We start from the raw sequence: 17377 nt of genomic DNA on the forward strand, positions 1-17377 counted from the left end.
GGACATGACGCAGCGACTGCAGCACCGCCTCCTCGCCGCCGGCCTCGTCGCCGGCATCACCACCGTCGGCCTGGCCTCGGCCGCTCAGGCGACGACGGTGAGCACCGGCACCCGCCGGGAGGTCCAGGTGGCGCCCGTCTCCCCCACCGCGCTACCGGCCACCGTCGAGGCGGGCACCACCCGGCGCACCACCCAGGTGACGATCACCCTCTGAACGGCCCGCCCACCACGACGCGGTCCCCACCAGCGCCCCGGCCAGCAGCCAGCCGCCGAGGACGTCGGTGGGCCAGTGCGCGCCCAGCCAGACCCGGTCGACCGCGACGACCACCAGCTCCACCGCCCCCACGACGGCCACGACGCCGCGCCGGTCCGGCGGGGCGAGCAGCAGCACGAAGGTCAGCACCACGGTCGTGGAGGCCAGCACGTGCCCGGAGGGGAACGAGCCGCCGTGGGCCGTGGTCAGCCCGGCCTCCAGGGCGGGGCGGGCGCGGTCGGTGAGCGCCTTGACCGCCGGCGAGGCCACCGCCGCGACGGCCCCGGCGGCCAGCGCCGCCACCGCGGGGCGCCGGCGGCCGCCGCGGTACGTGACGACGACGCCGGCCAGGCCCACCAGGTAGACCCACACCGGCTGGGTGACGGCCTCGACGACCTGCGCCACGCGGGTCGTGGCGGGGCTGGCCTGCGCGGTCTGCACGGCGGGCGCCGACAGCGCGTCCAGCCCGGCCGTCGCCCCCGCCGTCACGGCGACGGTGAGGGCGACGAACCCGAGCGCGCAGACCAGGGCGAGCCGGATCACCCCTGCTCGGCGGCCTTCTTCTCGGGCTTCGCCTCCGGCGTGGCGTCGACGCCGGCCTCCTTGCGCTGCTGCGCGGTGATGGGCGCGGGCGCCGCGGTCAGCGGGTCGTACCCGCCGCCGGACTTGGGGAAGGCGATGACCTCGCGGATGGAGTCCGCACCGGCCAGCAGGGCGACGATGCGGTCCCAGCCGAAGGCGATGCCGCCGTGCGGCGGGGCGCCGAAGGAGAACGCGTCGAGCAGGAACCCGAACTTCTCCCGGGCGTCGGCCTCGGAGATGCCCATGACCGCGAACACGCGCTCCTGGACGTCGCGGCGGTGGATGCGGATCGAGCCGCCGCCGATCTCGTTGCCGTTGCAGACGATGTCGTAGGCGTTGGTCAGCGCCGCACCGGGGTCGGTGTCGAACGTGTCGAGGTGCTCGGGCTTGGGTGCGGTGAACGCGTGGTGCACCGCGTTCCAGGCGCCGCCGCCGATCGACACGTCGTCGTCCTCGGCCGCGGACTTGAACATCGGCGCGTCGACGACCCACAGGAACGACCACGCGTCCTCGTCGATCGCCCCGATCCGCTTCGCGATCTCGGCGCGGGCCGCGCCCAGCAGCGCGCGGGAGGGGTTCACCGCGCCGGCGGCGAAGAAGATGCAGTCGCCCGGGTTCGCGCCGACGTGCGCGGCGAGGCCGGCCCTCTCGGTGTCCGAGAGGTTCTTGGCGACCGGACCGGACAGTTCCCCGTCCTCGCCGACGAGGACGTAGGCCAGCCCGCGCGCGCCGCGCTGCTTGGCCCACTCCTGCCAGGCGTCGAGGGTCTTGCGCGGCTGGGAGGCCCCGCCGGGCATGACGACGGCACCGACGTAGGGCGCCTGGAACACCCGGAACGTGGTGTCGGCGAAGAACGGGGCGCACTCGACGAGCTCGATGCCGAACCGCAGGTCGGGCTTGTCGCTGCCGTAGCGGCGCATGGCCTCCTCGAAGGTCATGCGGGGCAGCGGGAGCTGCACGTCGTGGCCGATGAGCTTCCACAGCGAGGCGACGATCTGCTCGGCCAGGGCGATGACGTCGTCCTGCTCGACGAAGCTCATCTCGATGTCGAGCTGGGTGAACTCCGGCTGCCGGTCGGCGCGGAAGTCCTCGTCGCGGTAGCAGCGGGCGATCTGGTAGTAGCGCTCCAGGCCGGCGACCATGAGCAGCTGCTTGAACAGCTGCGGGCTCTGCGGCAGGGCGTACCAGGACCCCGGGGCCAGGCGGGCGGGGACGAGGAAGTCCCGGGCCCCCTCGGGCGTGGAGCGGGTCAGCGTCGGGGTCTCGACCTCGGTGAAGGCGTGCGCCTCGAGCACCTCGCGGGCGGCCTTGTTCGCGGCCGAGCGCAGCTTCAGCGCGTTGGCCGGGCCGGTCCGGCGCAGGTCGAGGTAGCGGTGCTTCAGCCGCGCCTCCTCGCCGACGTTGAGGTTGTCGTCGATCTGGAACGGCAGCGGCGCCGCCTCGGACAGGACCTCCAGCGCGGTGGTGTCGACCTCGACCGCGCCGGTGGCGATGCCGGGGTTCTCGTTGCCCTCCGGGCGCAGCCGGACGTCGCCGGTGATCCGGACGCAGTACTCGTTGCGCAGGTCGTGGGCGCCGCCGGCGTCGAGGATCTCGTCGCGGGCGACGACCTGGACGACGCCCGAGGCGTCGCGCAGGTCCAGGAACGCCACGCCCCCGTGATCGCGACGACGAGCCACCCACCCGGTGAGCGTCACGGTCTGTCCGGCGTGACCGGCGCGCAGGCTGCCGGCCTCGTGGGTGCGGAGCACGGGGAGTCCCTTCGATCGTCAGTGCGCTGGCTTGCGCACGGACGATCCTACGGAACCGGGCGGGCGGGTCGTCAGGAGCGGGCCCGGGCCGCCGGCACGGCCCCGGACTCGGCGCCGGCGAGCTCCCCGACCAGCCGCAGGGCGAGGCGGTCGAGCAGGACGAGGTTGACGGACGGGTCGGCGACGACGGCCAGGATGTGGGTGCTGCCGATCCCGTAGACCACGAGGTTCCCGTCGGTCCCCTTGACGGTGGTCTGCACGAACTCGCCGAGGGCGCCCGCGGACGCGGCGCGCTGGGCGATGCCCAGGACGGTCGCGACGATCGCGGCGGCGGACTCGTGGTCGCGCTCGGGGCCGTCGTCGTGGAAGGCCAGACCGTCGGTGCGGGCGACCAGGACGCGGCGGACGCCGTCGATGTCGCGCTTGAGGGCGCCGGACACGCGCAGGGCGTGCTGCTTGACGATCATGCGTTCACTCCATCGGTGACGGCCCGGCGACGGCTCTCCAGCGTGTGCGCGGCGTCCAGGAGCAGGCGCAGGACCGCGAGGCTCTGGTCCGGGTCCCGGGGGTCGCACGGCACCAGGGCGGTGGGCGAGGTGCCCAGCAGCTGGGCCAGGTGGGCCCGAGTGCCGGCGGGGTCGGCCCAGCGGCTCACCGCGACCAGGCGCGGGCAGGCCGGGGCGGTGCGGGCGAAGGCGGCGACGATCCCGGCGGCCTGGGCGATGCTCTCCGGGCGGCTGGCGTCGACCAGGACGACGTAGCCGTCCATGTTCTGCGCCAGCACCTCCCACGTGAAGGCGAAGCGCTCCTGCCCGGGGGTGCCGAACAGGGTGACGCGGGTGGCGCCCCAGGCGCTGGTGGGCGCGGGCGGGACGACGACGCTGGTGTGGTCGAGCGCGACCGTCGTCGACGTCTTCAGCGCCGCGGTCTCGTCGCTGACGCCGGTCTCGGTGGTGGTCAGGGTGCCGTCCAGGCCCGCGGTGACGGTCGCGGCGAAGGTCGTCTTGCCCGCCCCGAAGGGGCCGGTGACGACGATCTTGCGGACTGGCGTGGTCACGGGGCTCCCGGTGAGCGGTGGCGGGCGGTGGCGGGTGCTGCCGGCGTGCGGTGGAGCGGGTGGTGCTGGGTGGTCGTGCGGGGCTCGTCAGATCGCCAGGTCGCGCTCGAGGATCGTCAGCTGGCGGCGGGCCATGGCGAGGTTCGAGGAGTCCTTCTTCAGCACCAGGTACAGGAACAGGCCCTGGCCGGACTGCGACTGGATGAGGCGGATCAGGTGGATCTGCGAGCCGAGGGTGATGAGGATGTCCTCGATCGGCTCGTTCAGGCCCAGGCGCTGCATCGTGCGCAGCTTGGCGCGGACGACGTCGGTGTTGCCGGCGGCGGCGACGTCGAGGTCGAGCGCGCCGCCCCCGGCCTGGCCGAGGGACATGCCCGACTCGTAGTCGACGAGGGCGGCGGCGGTGGCGCCGTCGATCTCGAGGGCGGCCTTGAGGGTGGCGTCGACGTTGGTCACGTCTGGTCCTTCCGGTTCGTGGGGCGGACCGCGGCCGATCCGCGTTCCGAGGCTGTCCCCTACTAGTTCGGTCGTTCCGCCCGGCGGCTGAACGGCCCGAGCCGGTCTCAACGGGTGATCCTCGTTGCGACGAACGGGTGAGAACCCCTGCTGCACAGGCTGATCCCTTCGTCAAGGACGGGAGGGCAGGTTGCTCCGGACGGGGCCGGGGACCCGCGCGGCGCCGGGCGGGCGCGGCGCCGCCGCGTTCGAGTTGTCTCCTCCCCGGGCGCGGGGGTTCACTCCTGGTACCTCGCCCCGACGTCGTGTCGCGAGGCGCTGGGTGGTCCGCGACGACCGCGTCGGTGCGCGGCGGGAGGGGAGGTCGGTCGTGCCGGACGCGCTCAGCCGGGAGCACCACCTGCGGCGGCGGGCCGAACGGGTCAGGGTCGTGCTGGAGGCGCTGTGGGGCGACCAGCTGCCCGACGCCCCCGACCCCGTCCTGACGGTCCTGGTCGACACCGTCGCCGTCGACGACCAGCACGGGGTGCAGGACCAGCTCGTCGTGCAGGGCGACGGCCTGAGCCTGCAGGCGCTGGCCGCCGTCCTGGCCGACGCGCGCTCGAGCGCGACCCCGGCCCTCGTCCCGCCCGACCTGCGGGCCCGGCTCGCCGGGCTGCGGCCCGCCGCGGAGCGGGTGGTCGACCTGCGCGCGACGGGTGAGGTCGCCCTGCCGAGCGAGGCGACCGGCGCCTGGGAGTACGACGCCCGGGAGGGCACCGTCTCCTGGGACGCGCGCGGCGGCGCGCTGTGCGGCCTCGGTGACCACCCCGGGGTCGCCGCCCTGCCGGAGTGGCTGCGCCGCGGCGTGCACGAGCAGGACCGGTCGCTGGTCGCCGCGGCCCTGCGGTCCTCGGCCGCGACGGGACGGCCGTACGACGTGCGGTTCCGGGTCGCGCCACCGGGGCGCGCGGTGGTCCTGGCCCGCGGCCGGGTGCTGACCGGGCCCGGCGGCGGGGTGCGGGTCCTGGGGTTCGCGGCCGAGGACGCCGGCGCGGGCTGACACCCGCCCCGGTCCGTGCCAGGGTCGGCCCGTGCCGAGGAAGCCGGACCCGCGCCCCGCCCCGCCGGACCCCGACCTGCCCGCCGACGAGGCCGACCTGCTCCCGGCGGTCGCCGCGCCGCGCGCGGGCGGCTCCTACGACGGGCAGCGGTTCGGTCCCGAGCTGGACCTGTCCGGCGCCGACGCCCGCGACGCCCGCTTCCTGGGTTGCGTGCTGCGGCCGGTGCGGGCCGACGGCCTCGTGCTCGTCGGGGCCCGCGTCGTGGACTGCCTGGTCGCCGACCTGGCCGCGACCGAGGCGCCCTGGCGCGCGGGGACCTGGCGCGACGCGGTGCTGTCGGGGGTCCGCGTCGGCGCCCTGGACCTGTCGGCGGCGGTCTGGGACCGCGTGGAGGTCCGCGGCGGCCGCTACGACTTCGTGAACCTGCGCGGGGCCGAGCTGGTGGACGTCACGTTCACGGACGTGGACCTGCGCGACGTCGACCTCAGCGGGGCCCGCCTGACGCGGGTGCGCTTCGCGGGCTGCCGGATCGGGCACCTCGACGTCGGCTCGGCCACGCTGTCGGCGGTGGACCTGACCTCCAGCGAGCTGGCGGGCCTGTCCGGGGTGGGGGGCCTGCGCGGGGCGCGGGTCAGCGCGGTGCAGCTGGCCCAGCTCGCGCCGCTGCTCGCCGAGCACCTCGGGCTGGAAGTCGTCTAGGCGCCACCCTCGGCCCCGCCGGACGTGCGGGGCTCAGGTGGTGGCGGGCGCGCCGGCGTGCAGGGCCCGGACGAGGGCGGCCAGCTCCGGCACGTCACCGGCGCGGGCCAGGCACTCCTCGAGGACGGCGTCGTGAGCCGGGCGCGCGGCGAGCAGCAACCGCTGCCCGGCGGCGGTCAGCTCGGTGTAGATGCCGCGGCGGTCGTCGTCGCACAGGACGCGGGTGAGCAGGCCCCGCTCCTCCAGGCGGGTCACCAGCCGGGTGGTGGCGCTGCTGGACAGCGCCGCGGCGCGCGCCAGCTGACGCATCCGCATGTGCCAGCCGTCCTGGCGGCTGAGGGCGTCGAGCACGGTGAACTCGACGACCGAGAGCCGGTGCTCGCGCTGCAGCGAGCGCTCCAGCTCGGTCTCGATGAGCGAGTGCAGCGCGGCGAGCGTGCGCCACCCGCTGGCGCGGATCTCGACCGCGTCGTCGGCGATGCCCATGGCGACCTCCTCGGTGGGGTCCCAGCGTACCTCACTTGCGCCGGTAGAACGCGTGTGCAAGCATTTTCGCTGCGTCTGCAACTACTGCAGACGCGTTCTACCGTCGTCGTCATCGGGTCGAGCGACCGCTCCCCGTGGAAGGACCACCATGCCCACCGCTCTGCTCGCCCTCGCCCTGGGCGGGTTCGGGATCGGCCTGACCGAGTTCGTGATCATGGGCCTGCTGCCCGAGGTCGCCACCGACTTCTCGATCACCGAGGCCCGGGCCGGCTACCTGATCTCCGGCTACGCCCTCGCCGTCGCCGTCGGCGCCGTCGGCCTGACCGTCGCGCTGTCCCGGGTGGCGCGCAAGCGCGCCCTCCTGGCGCTGATGGTGCTGTTCATCGCCGGCAACGTGCTGTCCGCCCTCGCCCCCACGTACGCGGTGGCGATGACCGGCCGGGTCCTCGCCGCCCTGTGCCACGGCGCCTTCTTCGGCATCGGCGCGGTCGTCGCCGCCGGCCTCGTCCCCGCCCACCGCGCCGCCGCCGCCATCTCCCTGATGTTCGCCGGCCTCACCACCGCCAACGTGCTGGGCGTCCCGCTCGGGACGTTCCTGGGGCAGGCCGCCGGCTGGCGCTCCACGTTCTGGGCCATCAGCCTCATCGGCGTCGTCGCCCTGGCCGGCATCGCCGTCCTCGTCCCCGCCGGCCCCGCCCCCGCGCGCGGGGGCGGCCTCCTGCGCGAGTTCGCCGTCTTCCGCTCGGGGCAGGTGTGGGCCTCGATCGCCGTCACCGTCCTGGGCTACGGCGGCATGTTCGGCGCCTTCAGCTACATCGCCTTCACCCTCACCGGGGTCTCCGGCTTCTCCGCGACCACCGTGCCCTGGCTGCTGGTGCTCTTCGGCGTCGGGCTGTTCGCCGGCAACCTCGCCGGCGGCCGGGCGGCCGACGCCCACCTGACCGCGACCCTCGTCACCGTCCTGAGCGTGCTCGCGGTCGTGCTCGTCGTCTTCTCCCTGGTCGCCGGCCACCAGGTCGCCACCCTGGTCGCCCTGCCGCTCATGGGCGGGTTCGGGTTCGCGACCGTGCCCGGGCTGCAGATGCGCACCCTGAGCCACGCCCGCTCGGCCCCCACGCTGGCCTCGGGGGCGAACATCGCCGCCTTCAACGTCGGCAACGCCCTGGGCGCCTGGATCGGCGGGGTGACCATCGCCGCCGGGCTCGGCTACACCTCCCCGCTGTGGGCCGGCGGCCTGCTCACCCTCGCCGGCCTGGCCGTGCTCCTGGTCGCGGCCCACGCCCCCGGCGGCGAGCTGCACCGCGGCGCGCACCGGGCCGCCGACGCGCCCGCGCCGCAGGTCGCCTCCCCCCGCTGAACCGGGGGGTCACAGGCCCCGCAGGTACGGGTTCGCGGCGCGCTCGCGGCCCACGGTCGTCGCCGGCCCGTGCCCGGGCAGGACCACCGTCGCGTCCGCCAGCGGCAGGACCCGGGTCGCCAGGCTGCGCCGCATGGCCAGGGGGTCCCCGCCGGGCAGGTCGGTGCGCCCGACCGAACCGGCGAACAGCACGTCCCCGGACAGCAGCAGCGGCACGTCCTGCCCGCGCCCGGCCGAGGGGTCCAGGGAGAACAGCACCGACCCCTCGGTGTGCCCGGGGGCGTGGGAGACGGTGAGCTCCAGCCCGGCCGGCGCCAGCCGCTGGGCGTCGCCCACCGTGACGACGTCCTCCGGCTCGCGCCAGCGGACGGTGCCCGTCGTGGCCTCCAGGGCCGCCCGCAGCGGCTCACCCAGGCCGGCCAGCGGGTCGCGCAGCCGGTACGCGTCGTCGTGGTGGATGGTCGCGGCGATCCCGTGCGCCCCGCACACCGGCGTCACCGAGTAGGTGTGGTCGACGTGGCCGTGCGTCAGCAGCACCGCGACCGGCTTGAGGCGGTGCCGACGCAGGACCTCGGCGAGCCGGTCGGCGACGTCGACGCCGGGGTCGACGACGACGCACTCGGCGCCGGCCTGCGGGGCCAGCACGTAGCAGTTCGTCCCGAACACGGACGCCTCGACGCGGTCGATGAGCACGGACGGGAGCGTACTGACGACGCGCTGCGACCGGCGGCGCGCGGTCACGGGCTGCGCCGTTCGAGGGCCTGGGACCTAGGATGAGGCAGGTGACCGAGCAGCCCCAGGAGCCGGCGTCCCCCCAGGACGTGGCGGACACCCCCCAGACCCCCGTGACCACCGACGAGGAGACCGTCCAGGAGACGGCCGCCCCGGTGGCCGAGCAGCCGGCCGAGGAGGCCGGGGCGCAGCCCGAGCCGCAGGAGCAGCCGGAGCCGCAGGAGGGCGGCGAGCCGTCGCAGGCGACCGCGGCCGGTCCCCGGCCCCGCCCCACCCCCGGCTCCGCGCGCCCGACCCCGCGCCCGGCGCCCGCCGCCGTCGTCCCGGCCGCCGCGGCCGCCGGTGGTGCGGCCGAGGCGCCCGCCGAGGTCGGGCACACCACGACCGTCGACCGCGAGGCGGCGGCGGCCTTCGGGCGCGTGGACGAGAACGGGACCGTCTGGGTGCGCCGCGCCGACGGCGAGCACGAGGTCGGCGCCTACCCCGACGCCACCCCCGAGGAGGCCATCGCCTACTACGTGCGCAAGTTCGAGGAGGTCGTGGCCCAGGTCGACCTGTTCGAGCAGCGGCTGCGCAGCACCGAGCTGGGCGGCAAGGACATCGTCGCCGGCGTCAGCGCGCTGCGCACCGCGCTGGCCGAGACCCGCGCCGTGGGCGACCTCGACCACCTCGCCGCCCGGGTCGAGGCCCTGGCGACCGTGGCCGACGAGGCCCGCGCCGCCGCCGACCGGGCCCGGGCCGCGCACCGCGAGGAGCTGCGCGCCGGCCGCCTGAAGATCGTCGAGGAGGCCGAGCAGATCGCCGCCCAGGACCCCGAGAAGGTCCAGTGGCGCGCCTCCGGCGAGCGGCTGCGCACCCTGTTCGAGGAGTGGAAGGCCGCCCAGCGCGAGGGCCGGCTCGACAAGCGCTCCGAGGACGACCTGTGGAAGCGCTTCAGCCACGCCCGCAGCGCCTTCGACAAGATGCGCCGGCACCACTTCGCCGCTCTCGGCGAGCAGCGCAACTCCGTCCGCAGCGACAAGGAGAAGCTCGTCGCCGAGGCCGAGGCGCTGTCCACCTCCACGGACTGGCGCGGCACCACCAACGCCTACCGGGCGCTGATGGACCGCTGGAAGGCCGCCGGCCGGCTCGGCCGCAAGGACGACGACGCGCTGTGGGAGCGCTTCCGCGCCGCGCAGGACGTGTTCTTCGCCGCCCGCACGGCCGCCAACGAGGCCGTCGACGAGGAGTTCAAGGACAACCTCGTCGTCAAGGAGCAGCTGCTGGCCGAGGCCGAGGCGCTCCTGCCGATCAAGGACCTGAACGCCGCGAAGAAGGCGCTGGGGAGCATCCAGGACCGCTGGGAGGCCGCGGGCAAGGTGCCGCGCGCCGACCTCGGCCGCGTGGAGGGCCGGCTGCGGGCCGTGGAGACCGCCGTCCGCGACGCCGAGCAGGCCCGCTGGTCGCGCACCAACCCCGAGACCCAGGCCCGCGCCGGTGGTCTCGCCGGGCAGCTCGAGAACGCGATCCGGGAGCTGGAGGCCGACGTCGAGAAGGCCCGCGCCACCGGCGACACCCGGGCCCTGGCCCGCGCCGAGGAGGCGCTGCGCGCCCGTCGCGCCTGGCTCGACGCGGCCCAGGCCACCCTGCGCGACGCCCGCTGAGCGCACCGGCACGCCCCCCGCACGGCCCTCGTCCACACCCGTGGGCGGGGGCCGTGCGCCGTCGCGGCGCACCTGCTGGACTGCGGGGGTGGACACCGGCTGGCTCCCCTCCGTCCTGCGCCGCGGCGCCGACGTCGACCCCACCCGCCCCTGGCGGGCGCCGGACCGGGCCGGCACCGACCGCGACCTGCGCGCCGGCGTGCTCCGCCGGGTGGTCGGCGACGTCGTCGTCGCCGCCGACGTGCAGGTCGACGCCCCGCTGCGCGCCCGGGCGCTGGCCCTGCTGCTGCCGCCCGGCGCCGTCGTGCTGGGGGCGGCCGCGCTGTGGGTGCACCTCGGTCACCCGCTGACCAGCCCCACCGAGGTCCTGCTGTGCGGTCGCCGGCTGCCGCCGGTCCCGGCAGGGACGGGGCTGCGGTTCAGCCTCAGCCGGCGCCGGCCGGACCCCAGCGAGCTGACGACCCTGGGCCCGCTGACCCTGACCGTGCCGGCCCGCGGCCTGCTCGACGTCGCCGCCGTCCACCCGCACCGCGCGGAACGGCTGCGGGCGGCGCTGACCGCGGCCGGGCTGCTCGACGAGAGCGCGGTGCAGCGGGCCAGCGACCTGGCCCGGGGCCGCGCGCACGTCCGCACCGCGCGGCGCGCCCTGGCCCTGCCCCGCGACGGCCGCCGGGCCGGGGCGCTCAGCCCTTCTGCGGGCGCGAGGCCATGACGCGGTAGGCGTCGAAGACCCCGTCGACGCGGCGGACCGCGCCGAGCACCTGGTTCAGGTGGCTCGGCTCGGCCATCTCGAAGGAGAACTTCGACAGCGCCACCCGGTCCCGGCTCGTGCTCACCGTGGCCGACAGGATGTTGACGTGGTTGTCCGACAGGACCCGCGTGACGTCGGAGAGCAACCGGGCCCGGTCCAGCGCCTCGACCTGGATCTGCACCAGGAACAGCCGCGCCTGCCCGCTGGGCATCGCCGAGGCCCACTGGACCTCGACGATGCGCTCGGGTTCCTCGCGCAGCTTCGCGACGTTCTCGCAGTCGCCGCGGTGCACCGAGACCCCCGCCCCGCGGGTGACGAAACCGACGATGGGGTCGTTGGGCACCGGGGTGCAGCACTTGGCGAGCTTCACCCACACGTCACCGGCGCCGGCCACGACCACGCCGGCCTCACCGCTGCTGCGGCTGGGCCGGCTGCGGCCCGGGGTGGTGGCCTCGGCGAGGTCCTCCTCGACCGCGGCCTCCCCGCCGACGGCCGCGATGAGCTTGTCGACGACGTGCTGCGCCGAGACGTGCCGCTCCCCCACCGCCGCGTACAGCGACGACACGTCGGGGTGGTTCAGCTCGCGGGCGACGACGAGCAGGGAGTCGTGCGAGAGCAGCCGCTGCAGCGGCAGGTGCTGCTTGCGCATCGCGCGGGCGATCTCGTCCTTGCCCTCCTCGATCGCCTCCTCGCGGCGCTCCTTGGAGAAGTGCTGCTTGATCTTGTTCCGCGCCCGGGGGCTCTTGACGAAGCTGAGCCAGTCGCGGCTGGGGGCCGCGCCGTCGGCCTTGGAGGTGAAGATCTCCACGAGGTCGCCGTTGTCGAGGGTCGAGTCCAGCGGCACGAGGCGGCCGTTGACCCGGGCCCCCATCGTGCGGTGCCCGACCTCGGTGTGGACGGCGTAGGCGAAGTCGACCGGAGTGGACCCGGCGGGCAGCTGCTGGACGTCGCCCTTGGGCGTGAACACGAAGACCTGGTTCGCGCCGATCTCCCAGCGCAGGTCGTCGAGGAAGTCGCCCGAGGTCGACTCCCGCTGCCACTCCACGACCGAGCGCAGCCAGTCCATCTCCGTCTGCGGGCGGGCCTGCCCGCCGACGGCGTTGGGGTCGTCCTTGTACTTCCAGTGCGCCGCGACGCCGTACTCGGCGCGCTGGTGCATGTTGTAGGTGCGGATCTGGATCTCGACGGGCTTGCCCTCGGGCCCGATGACCGTCGTGTGCAGCGACTGGTACATGTTGAACTTGGGCATCGCGATGTAGTCCTTGAACCGGCCCGGGACCGGGTTCCAGCGCGCGTGCAGCGCGCCCAGGACGGCGTAGCAGTCGCGGACCGAGTCGACCAGGACGCGCACGCCGACGAGGTCGTAGATCTCGGCGAAGTCCCGGCCGCGGACGATCATCTTCTGGTAGATCGAGTAGTAGTGCTTGGGCCGGCCCGTGACGGTCGACTTGACCCGCGCGCTCTTGAGGTCCTCCTCGATCTGGGCCCGCACGCCCTGCAGGTACTCCTCGCGGGCCGGGGCGCGGTCGGCGACGAGCCGGACGATCTCGTCGAACACCTTCGGGTAGACCGTCGCGAACGACAGGTCCTCCAGCTCCCACTTGATGGTGTTCATCCCCAGCCGGTGCGCCAGCGGGGCGTAGATCTCCAGCGTCTCGCGGGCCTTCCGCTCCGCCGAGCCGGCCGAGACGTAGCGCCAGGTGCGGGCGTTGTGCAGCCGGTCGGCCAGCTTGATGACCAGGACGCGGATGTCCTTGGCCATCGCGACGATCATCTTGCGGACGGTCTCGGCCTGCGCGGCGTCGCCGTAGGTGACCTTGTCGAGCTTGGTGACGCCGTCGACGAGCAGCGCGATCTCGTCGCCGAACTCCTGCCGCAGCGTCGCGAGCTGGTAGTCGGTGTCCTCCACGGTGTCGTGCAGCAGCGCCGCGGCCAGCGTGGGCGGGGTCATGCCGAGCTCGGCGAGGATCGTGGCGACCGCGACGGGGTGGGTGATGTACGGGTCGCCGCTCTTGCGGCGCTGGCCGTCGTGCGCGCGCTCGGCGCGCTCGAAGGCCTTCTCCACCACCGACAGGTCGGCCTTGGGGTGGGTCGTGCGCACCGTCCGCAGCAGCGGTTCGAGGACGGGCGAGACGGTCTGCTGGCGCTGCTGCCCGAAGCGGGCCAGCCGGGACAGCATCCGCCCCGCGGTCACCGGCCCGGTGTAGCTCTCCTGGCCGCGGCGGCGCTCGGGGCCGTTGGGCCGGGACCCGTTCGCGGGGCGCTGGGCCGGGCCGGGTGCCGGGACGATCGCGGCCGGCCGGCTGCCGCCCGCCGCGGGGGTCTCCCCGGGGGTCGTCCCGGTCGTCGTCCCGGTCGTCGTCACGGGCTCGGCCGGGGCGCTGGTGGCGGGGGGCTCGGCGTGGGTGTGGGTACCGTCTGCCATGGCGTCCTCCGTCGTCGTCCGGGCGTCCAGTCTAGGTCGCGCCCCGGCGCCACGTGACACCACCGGGTGACCCCCGCCGGGTGGGGCGGCGCCCCACCCCCAGGGCTCGGCCCTCAGGGCTCGGTGCGCAGGGCCACCACGGGCCGGTCCCCCAGCGGCGCGCGGCCGCCCAGGGACGCCAGCTCCAGGAGCACCACGAGGGCCACGACCTCGGTCCCGGCCTCCTCCAGCAGCTCGCAGGCCGCGCGGGCCGTGCCGCCGGTGGCGAGCACGTCGTCGACGAGCAGGACGCGCTCGCCGGGGCGCACCGCCGTCGCCGCCAGCTCCAGCGCGGCGGTGCCGTACTCCAGCGCGTAGTCCCGGCGCAGCACCGGCGGCGGCAGCTTGCCCGCCTTGCGCACGGGCCAGAACCCCAGGCCGGCCCGCTCGGCGGCGGGCGCGGCGAGCATGAACCCGCGGGCCTCGATCCCGGCGACCACGGTGGCCCCCACCCGCTGCGCCACCTCCACCACCGCGGCGGTGACCCGGCCCAGGGCGACCGGGTCGGCCAGCAGCGGGGTGATGTCCTTGAACACCACCCCCGGCTGGGGGAAGTCGGGGACGTCGCGGATCCCCGCGGCCACGACCGCCGAGACCGGCTCGGCGCCGGGGTCCGGCGTCGGGGTCACTGCGAGGCCGCCGGCTGCTGCGGGCGGACGCCGTCGCGCACGTCCCGGTCCAGCGCCGCGACGCGCCCCTCGCGCGCGCGCAGCGTGACCAGCAGCGGGGTCGCTACGAAGATCGAGGAGTAGGCCCCAACGAGCATCCCGACGAACAGGGCCAGGCTGATGTCCCGCAGCGTCCCGGCCCCCAGCAGCAGGTCCCCGATGAAGAGGATGGCCGCGACGGGCAGCAGCGCGACCACGGTCGTGTTGACCGACCGCACGACGGTCTGGTTGACGGCGTGGTTGGCGGCGTCGGCGAAGGTGCGGTCGCGGTGGAGGAAGGCCTCCTCGGTGTTCTCGCGCACCTTGTCGAACACGACGACCGTGTCGTACAGCGAGTACCCCAGGATGGTGAGGAACCCGATGACCGACGCCGGCGTGACCTCGAACCCGGTCAGGGCGTAGACCCCCGCGGTGATGATCAGGTCGTGGAAGAGGGCCACGAGCGAGGCGACCGCCATCTGCCAGGCCCGGAAGTACAGGGCCATGACGATCGAGACGACCACCAGGAACACGACGAGGCCGGTGAGCGCCTTGCGGGTGACGTCGGCACCCCAGCTCGGCCCGACCGTGGAGGTCGCGACCTCGGTCCGCGGGACGTCCAGGCGCTGGGCGAGCTCAGCGCTGACGGCGTCCAGCTGCTGCGTGGTCAGCGTCTCGGTCTGGACGCGGATCCCCGACCCCGCGGTGGTGACCGTGGGGACCGAACCGGACACGACGGCCTCGACGGCCTCCCGCGCGGCCTGCTGGTCGGAGGTGCCCGAGACGCGGAACTCCGTGCCGCCCTCGAACTCGATGCCGTACGTCAGCCCCGGCTTCCACAGCAGGACGGCCGAGACGAGGACGAGCGCGGCGGCGAGGAGGAACCACAGCTTGCGCCGGCCCACGAAGTCGAAGGTGGACTCACCGGTGTAGAGCCGGTTGCCCAGCTGCGCCATGCCCATCAGGAACCGCCCTCGTTCTCGTCGTCCGCGCCGTGCCCGGCCTCGGTCCCGCCGCCGCTGCGGGCCTTCTCGCGCTCGGCCTCGCGCTCGGCCCGGCGCAGCTCGGCGACCGTCGGGCGGTGCTCGCCGTGGTGCAGCGCGTGCCGGGCCACGACCGACCCGAGGTGCTCGGGGTCGAAGCCGGACAGCTTGTGCCCGCCGCCGAAGAACTTCGTCCTCGCCAGCAGGGCCACGACCGGGTGGGTGAAGAGCACGACCACGACGAGGTCGATGATCGTCGTGATGCCCAGGGTGTACGCGAAGCCGCGGACGTTGCCGACGGCCAGGACGTACAGCACGACCGCCGACAGCAGGCTGACGGCGTCGGAGATGAGGATGGTGCGCCGCGCCCGGTGCCAGCCGGCCTCCACGGCCGAGGACAGGATGCGCCCGTCCCGGATCTCGTCGCGCACCCGCTCGAAGAACAGGATGAAGGAGTCGGCCGTGACGCCGATGGCGACGATGAGGCCGGCCACGCCGGCGAGGCTGAGGCGGAAGCCCTGCAGCCAGCCCAGCAGCAGGATGACCCCGTAGTTCAGGGCCGCGGCCAGGACGAGGCTGGCGACGGTGACCAGCCCCAGCGCCCGGTACTGCACCAGCATGTACGCCACGACGAGGACGAGGCCCACGAGCCCGGCGATGAGGCCGTTGCGCAGCTGGTCCGACCCCAGGGTGGCCGAGACCTGCTGCTCGGTGTCGACCCGGAAGGAGACCGGCAGCGCCCCGAACTGCAGCTGCTGCGCGAGCGCCTCGGAGGACTCCTGGGTGAAGTTGCCGGTGATGTCGACGTCGGCGCCGAAGCGCTGGTCCACCGTCGGCGCGGTGACGACGAGGCCGTCGAGGACGGCGGCGAACTGGTTGCGCGGCGACTCCAGCGTGGAGATGCGCGTGGTGAGGTCGGAGAAGGCCCGCGCGCCCTCGGCGTTGAACTTCAGCCGCACCACCCAGCGGCCGGTGTTGAAGCCGGAGCTGTTCGTCTCCTGCGCCGAGACGGCGCTGACGAGGTCGGTTCCCTGGAGCTCGGCGGGGCCGAGCACGTACTTGACCGATCCGTCCTGCTCGCAGGTCACCAGCGGCTTGGCCGGGTCGTCGACGACGCCGCCCTCGCGCTGGGCCGGGTCGGCGCAGTCGAGGTTGTAGAAGAGCTGGGCGACCTCGGGCAGGTCCCGCCAGGCCAGGTCGCTGGCGTCGGTCGGCGCGACGGACGGGGTGCTGCTGGGCTGCCCCGGCCCGGGGGTGGGCGTCGGGGTCGCGATGTCGGCCAGCGTCGGCGGGGTGGTCGCGGTGTCGGCGGGGACCTCGGCCGGCGGGGTGGTCGCGGCCTGGAGGGCGGCCGGGGCGGCGGCGCCGTCGGCGCTCTGCGTCGGCGAGGGCTCGCCCGTCGAGGTCACCGTGGCGGTGGGCTCGGGGGCCGGCGTGGCGCCGTCGGTCGGCGTCGGGGCGGGCTCGGCGGCGGGCGCCTGCGTCGGCTCGGCGTAGAGCACGACGCGCATGCGCAGCTGCGCCGACTGCGAGATCAGGTCGAGCTGCTCGCGGGTCGCCTGGCCCGGGATGGAGACGGAGATGTTCTGCCCGCCCTGGACCTGCACCTCGGTCTCGGACAGGCCGGTGGCGTCGACGCGCTGGCGGATGATCTCGGCCGCGCGCTCGACCTGCTCGGTCGGGACGGTGCCGCCGGTGAGCGAGCGCGGGGTGAGGACGACCTGCGTGCCGCCCTCGAGGTCGAGGGCCAGCCCGGGCGACCAGCGGGCGTCGCTCCAGATCGACCCGGCTCCCACCGCGGCGAAGACGGCGACGACGACGAGCACCATGGCCGCCAGCGTGCGCCCCGGGCGGGGTCGACGGATCGGTGCGCCGCGGCGCACGCGTGGGGGCCCGGTGGGCCGGTCGTTGGACACTCGATACCTCGGGACAGGGCCGACCGGGTGACGGAGTGTCACCCGGTCAGCACAAGCTTGTCACTGCTCGTGGACGACTGCTGTCTTACCAGTAGTCGTCAGGGACGGGCAGCACCGCCCTGGGTGTCGTCACCCGGCGTGTCCTGCTCACGGGTGGGGGCCTCGTCGCGCTTGGTGAGGTCCAGCCCCTCCAGCGAGTCGGGGACCTGCTCGGCCGGGGTCACCACGCGGGCCACGGCCCGCGGCGTCCACCGGGTCCGCAGACCGGGGGCGATCTCGATGACGACGTACTGGTCGGTCCGCTCCACCACGGTGCCGAACATCCCCGAGGTCGTCATGACCTCCGAACCCGGACCGATGCTGTTCTGCATCTGCTGCTGGGCCTTCTGCTGCTTGCGCGTCCGGCTGAACATGAACACCAGCAGGGCAGCCATGATCAGCAGGAAGAACAACGAGCTGCTGCTACCACCCACGAGAATCCCTCTCCGCACCGGCGGGATCGACGGCTCGCCGGTGCCTGCGCCGGCCCTGTGCCGACTCGGCCGGCCCAACGCGGC

General features: G+C 74.9%; 18 protein-coding genes. 6 read left to right on the top strand and 12 right to left on the bottom strand.

The features are described 5' to 3' along the window. The first annotated feature begins 4 nt into the window (after positions 1-4). A complete protein-coding gene (locus tag ACRYM6_RS00420) occupies positions 5-214 on the top strand; it encodes a hypothetical protein (RefSeq protein WP_432540410.1) in 210 nt (69 codons plus the stop codon). Here the strand turns inward: ACRYM6_RS00420 and ACRYM6_RS00425 are convergent. From ACRYM6_RS00425 to ACRYM6_RS00445, 5 genes are all read right to left on the bottom strand, one after another. Next, the gene (locus tag ACRYM6_RS00425; RefSeq protein ID WP_432540411.1) at positions 152-796 is read right to left on the bottom strand and encodes a phosphatase PAP2 family protein; all 645 of its coding nucleotides are present in this window, start codon (positions 794-796) and stop codon (positions 152-154) included. The genes ACRYM6_RS00420 and ACRYM6_RS00425 overlap by 63 nt on opposite strands. After that, the gene (gene aspS, locus ACRYM6_RS00430) at positions 793-2586 is read right to left on the bottom strand and encodes an aspartate--tRNA ligase (protein WP_432540412.1); all 1794 of its coding nucleotides are present in this window, start codon (positions 2584-2586) and stop codon (positions 793-795) included. The genes ACRYM6_RS00425 and aspS overlap by 4 nt, the downstream gene beginning before the upstream one ends. 71 nt (positions 2587-2657) lie before the next feature. Further along, on the bottom strand, positions 2658-3053 hold the full coding sequence (locus ACRYM6_RS00435; RefSeq protein ID WP_432540413.1) for a roadblock/LC7 domain-containing protein: 396 nt from the start codon (positions 3051-3053) through the stop codon (positions 2658-2660). Next, positions 3050-3643: a GTP-binding protein gene (locus ACRYM6_RS00440; RefSeq protein WP_432540414.1), complete on the bottom strand. Its 594-nt coding sequence runs from the start codon at positions 3641-3643 to the stop codon at positions 3050-3052. The genes ACRYM6_RS00435 and ACRYM6_RS00440 overlap by 4 nt, the downstream gene beginning before the upstream one ends. Positions 3644-3730: 87 nt before the next feature. Next, the gene (locus ACRYM6_RS00445) at positions 3731-4099 is read right to left on the bottom strand and encodes a hypothetical protein (protein WP_432540415.1); all 369 of its coding nucleotides are present in this window, start codon (positions 4097-4099) and stop codon (positions 3731-3733) included. A gap of 370 nt (positions 4100-4469) precedes the next feature. Between ACRYM6_RS00445 and ACRYM6_RS00450 the strand changes: the two genes are divergently transcribed. Both ACRYM6_RS00450 and ACRYM6_RS00455 read left to right on the top strand, forming a co-directional pair. Next, positions 4470-5141: a hypothetical protein gene (locus ACRYM6_RS00450; RefSeq protein WP_432540416.1), complete on the top strand. Its 672-nt coding sequence runs from the start codon at positions 4470-4472 to the stop codon at positions 5139-5141. Positions 5142-5172: 31 nt separating this feature from the next. Beyond that, positions 5173-5841 carry a pentapeptide repeat-containing protein gene (locus ACRYM6_RS00455; RefSeq protein WP_432540417.1) on the top strand — a complete coding sequence of 223 codons (669 nt, stop codon included), beginning with the start codon at positions 5173-5175 and terminating at the stop codon, positions 5839-5841. A gap of 33 nt (positions 5842-5874) precedes the next feature. Here ACRYM6_RS00455 and ACRYM6_RS00460 read toward each other — a convergent pair whose 3' ends face one another. After that, on the bottom strand, positions 5875-6327 hold the full coding sequence (locus ACRYM6_RS00460) for a MarR family winged helix-turn-helix transcriptional regulator (protein WP_432540418.1): 453 nt from the start codon (positions 6325-6327) through the stop codon (positions 5875-5877). 148 nt (positions 6328-6475) lie between these two features. Here ACRYM6_RS00460 and ACRYM6_RS00465 point away from each other — a divergent pair, with 148 nt between their 5' ends. After that, positions 6476-7684, top strand: coding sequence for an MFS transporter (locus ACRYM6_RS00465; protein ID WP_432540419.1), 1209 nt, complete (start codon positions 6476-6478; stop codon positions 7682-7684). A 9-nt stretch (positions 7685-7693) separates the two neighbouring features. Here ACRYM6_RS00465 and ACRYM6_RS00470 read toward each other — a convergent pair whose 3' ends face one another. Beyond that, positions 7694-8377: an MBL fold metallo-hydrolase gene (locus tag ACRYM6_RS00470; RefSeq protein WP_432540420.1), complete on the bottom strand. Its 684-nt coding sequence runs from the start codon at positions 8375-8377 to the stop codon at positions 7694-7696. 89 nt (positions 8378-8466) lie between these two features. Between ACRYM6_RS00470 and ACRYM6_RS00475 the strand changes: the two genes are divergently transcribed. Together ACRYM6_RS00475 and ACRYM6_RS00480 are read left to right on the top strand one after the other, a co-directional pair. Continuing rightward, positions 8467-10059 (top strand): DUF349 domain-containing protein, encoded by a 1593-nt coding sequence (locus ACRYM6_RS00475; RefSeq protein WP_432540421.1) that lies wholly within the window; start codon positions 8467-8469, stop codon positions 10057-10059. An 88-nt stretch (positions 10060-10147) separates the two neighbouring features. After that, positions 10148-10771 carry a hypothetical protein gene (locus tag ACRYM6_RS00480; protein ID WP_432540422.1) on the top strand — a complete coding sequence of 208 codons (624 nt, stop codon included), beginning with the start codon at positions 10148-10150 and terminating at the stop codon, positions 10769-10771. Here the strand turns inward: ACRYM6_RS00480 and ACRYM6_RS00485 are convergent. From ACRYM6_RS00485 to yajC, 5 genes are all read right to left on the bottom strand, one after another. Then, positions 10743-13235: a RelA/SpoT family protein gene (locus tag ACRYM6_RS00485; protein WP_432540423.1), complete on the bottom strand. Its 2493-nt coding sequence runs from the start codon at positions 13233-13235 to the stop codon at positions 10743-10745. The two genes, ACRYM6_RS00480 and ACRYM6_RS00485, sit on opposite strands and share 29 nt — an antisense overlap. Before the next feature lie 113 nt (positions 13236-13348). Next, entirely contained in the window at positions 13349-13903 is a 555-nt protein-coding gene (locus ACRYM6_RS00490; protein ID WP_432540424.1) for an adenine phosphoribosyltransferase, read from the bottom strand. Next, entirely contained in the window at positions 13900-14883 is a 984-nt protein-coding gene (secF, locus tag ACRYM6_RS00495; RefSeq protein ID WP_432540425.1) for a protein translocase subunit SecF, read from the bottom strand. Before secF ends, ACRYM6_RS00490 begins: the two co-directional genes overlap by 4 nt. Next, positions 14883-16733, bottom strand: a complete 1851-nt coding sequence (gene secD / locus ACRYM6_RS00500) for a protein translocase subunit SecD (RefSeq protein WP_432540426.1) — start codon at positions 16731-16733, stop codon at positions 14883-14885. The genes secF and secD overlap by 1 nt, the downstream gene beginning before the upstream one ends. Before the next feature lie 185 nt (positions 16734-16918). Then, positions 16919-17293 carry a preprotein translocase subunit YajC gene (gene yajC / locus ACRYM6_RS00505; RefSeq protein ID WP_432540427.1) on the bottom strand — a complete coding sequence of 125 codons (375 nt, stop codon included), beginning with the start codon at positions 17291-17293 and terminating at the stop codon, positions 16919-16921. Between the last annotated feature and the right edge of the window lie 84 nt (positions 17294-17377).

This window comes from Kineococcus rugosus, from assembly GCF_050871975.1.
GTDB lineage: Bacteria > Actinomycetota > Actinomycetes > Actinomycetales > Kineococcaceae > Kineococcus.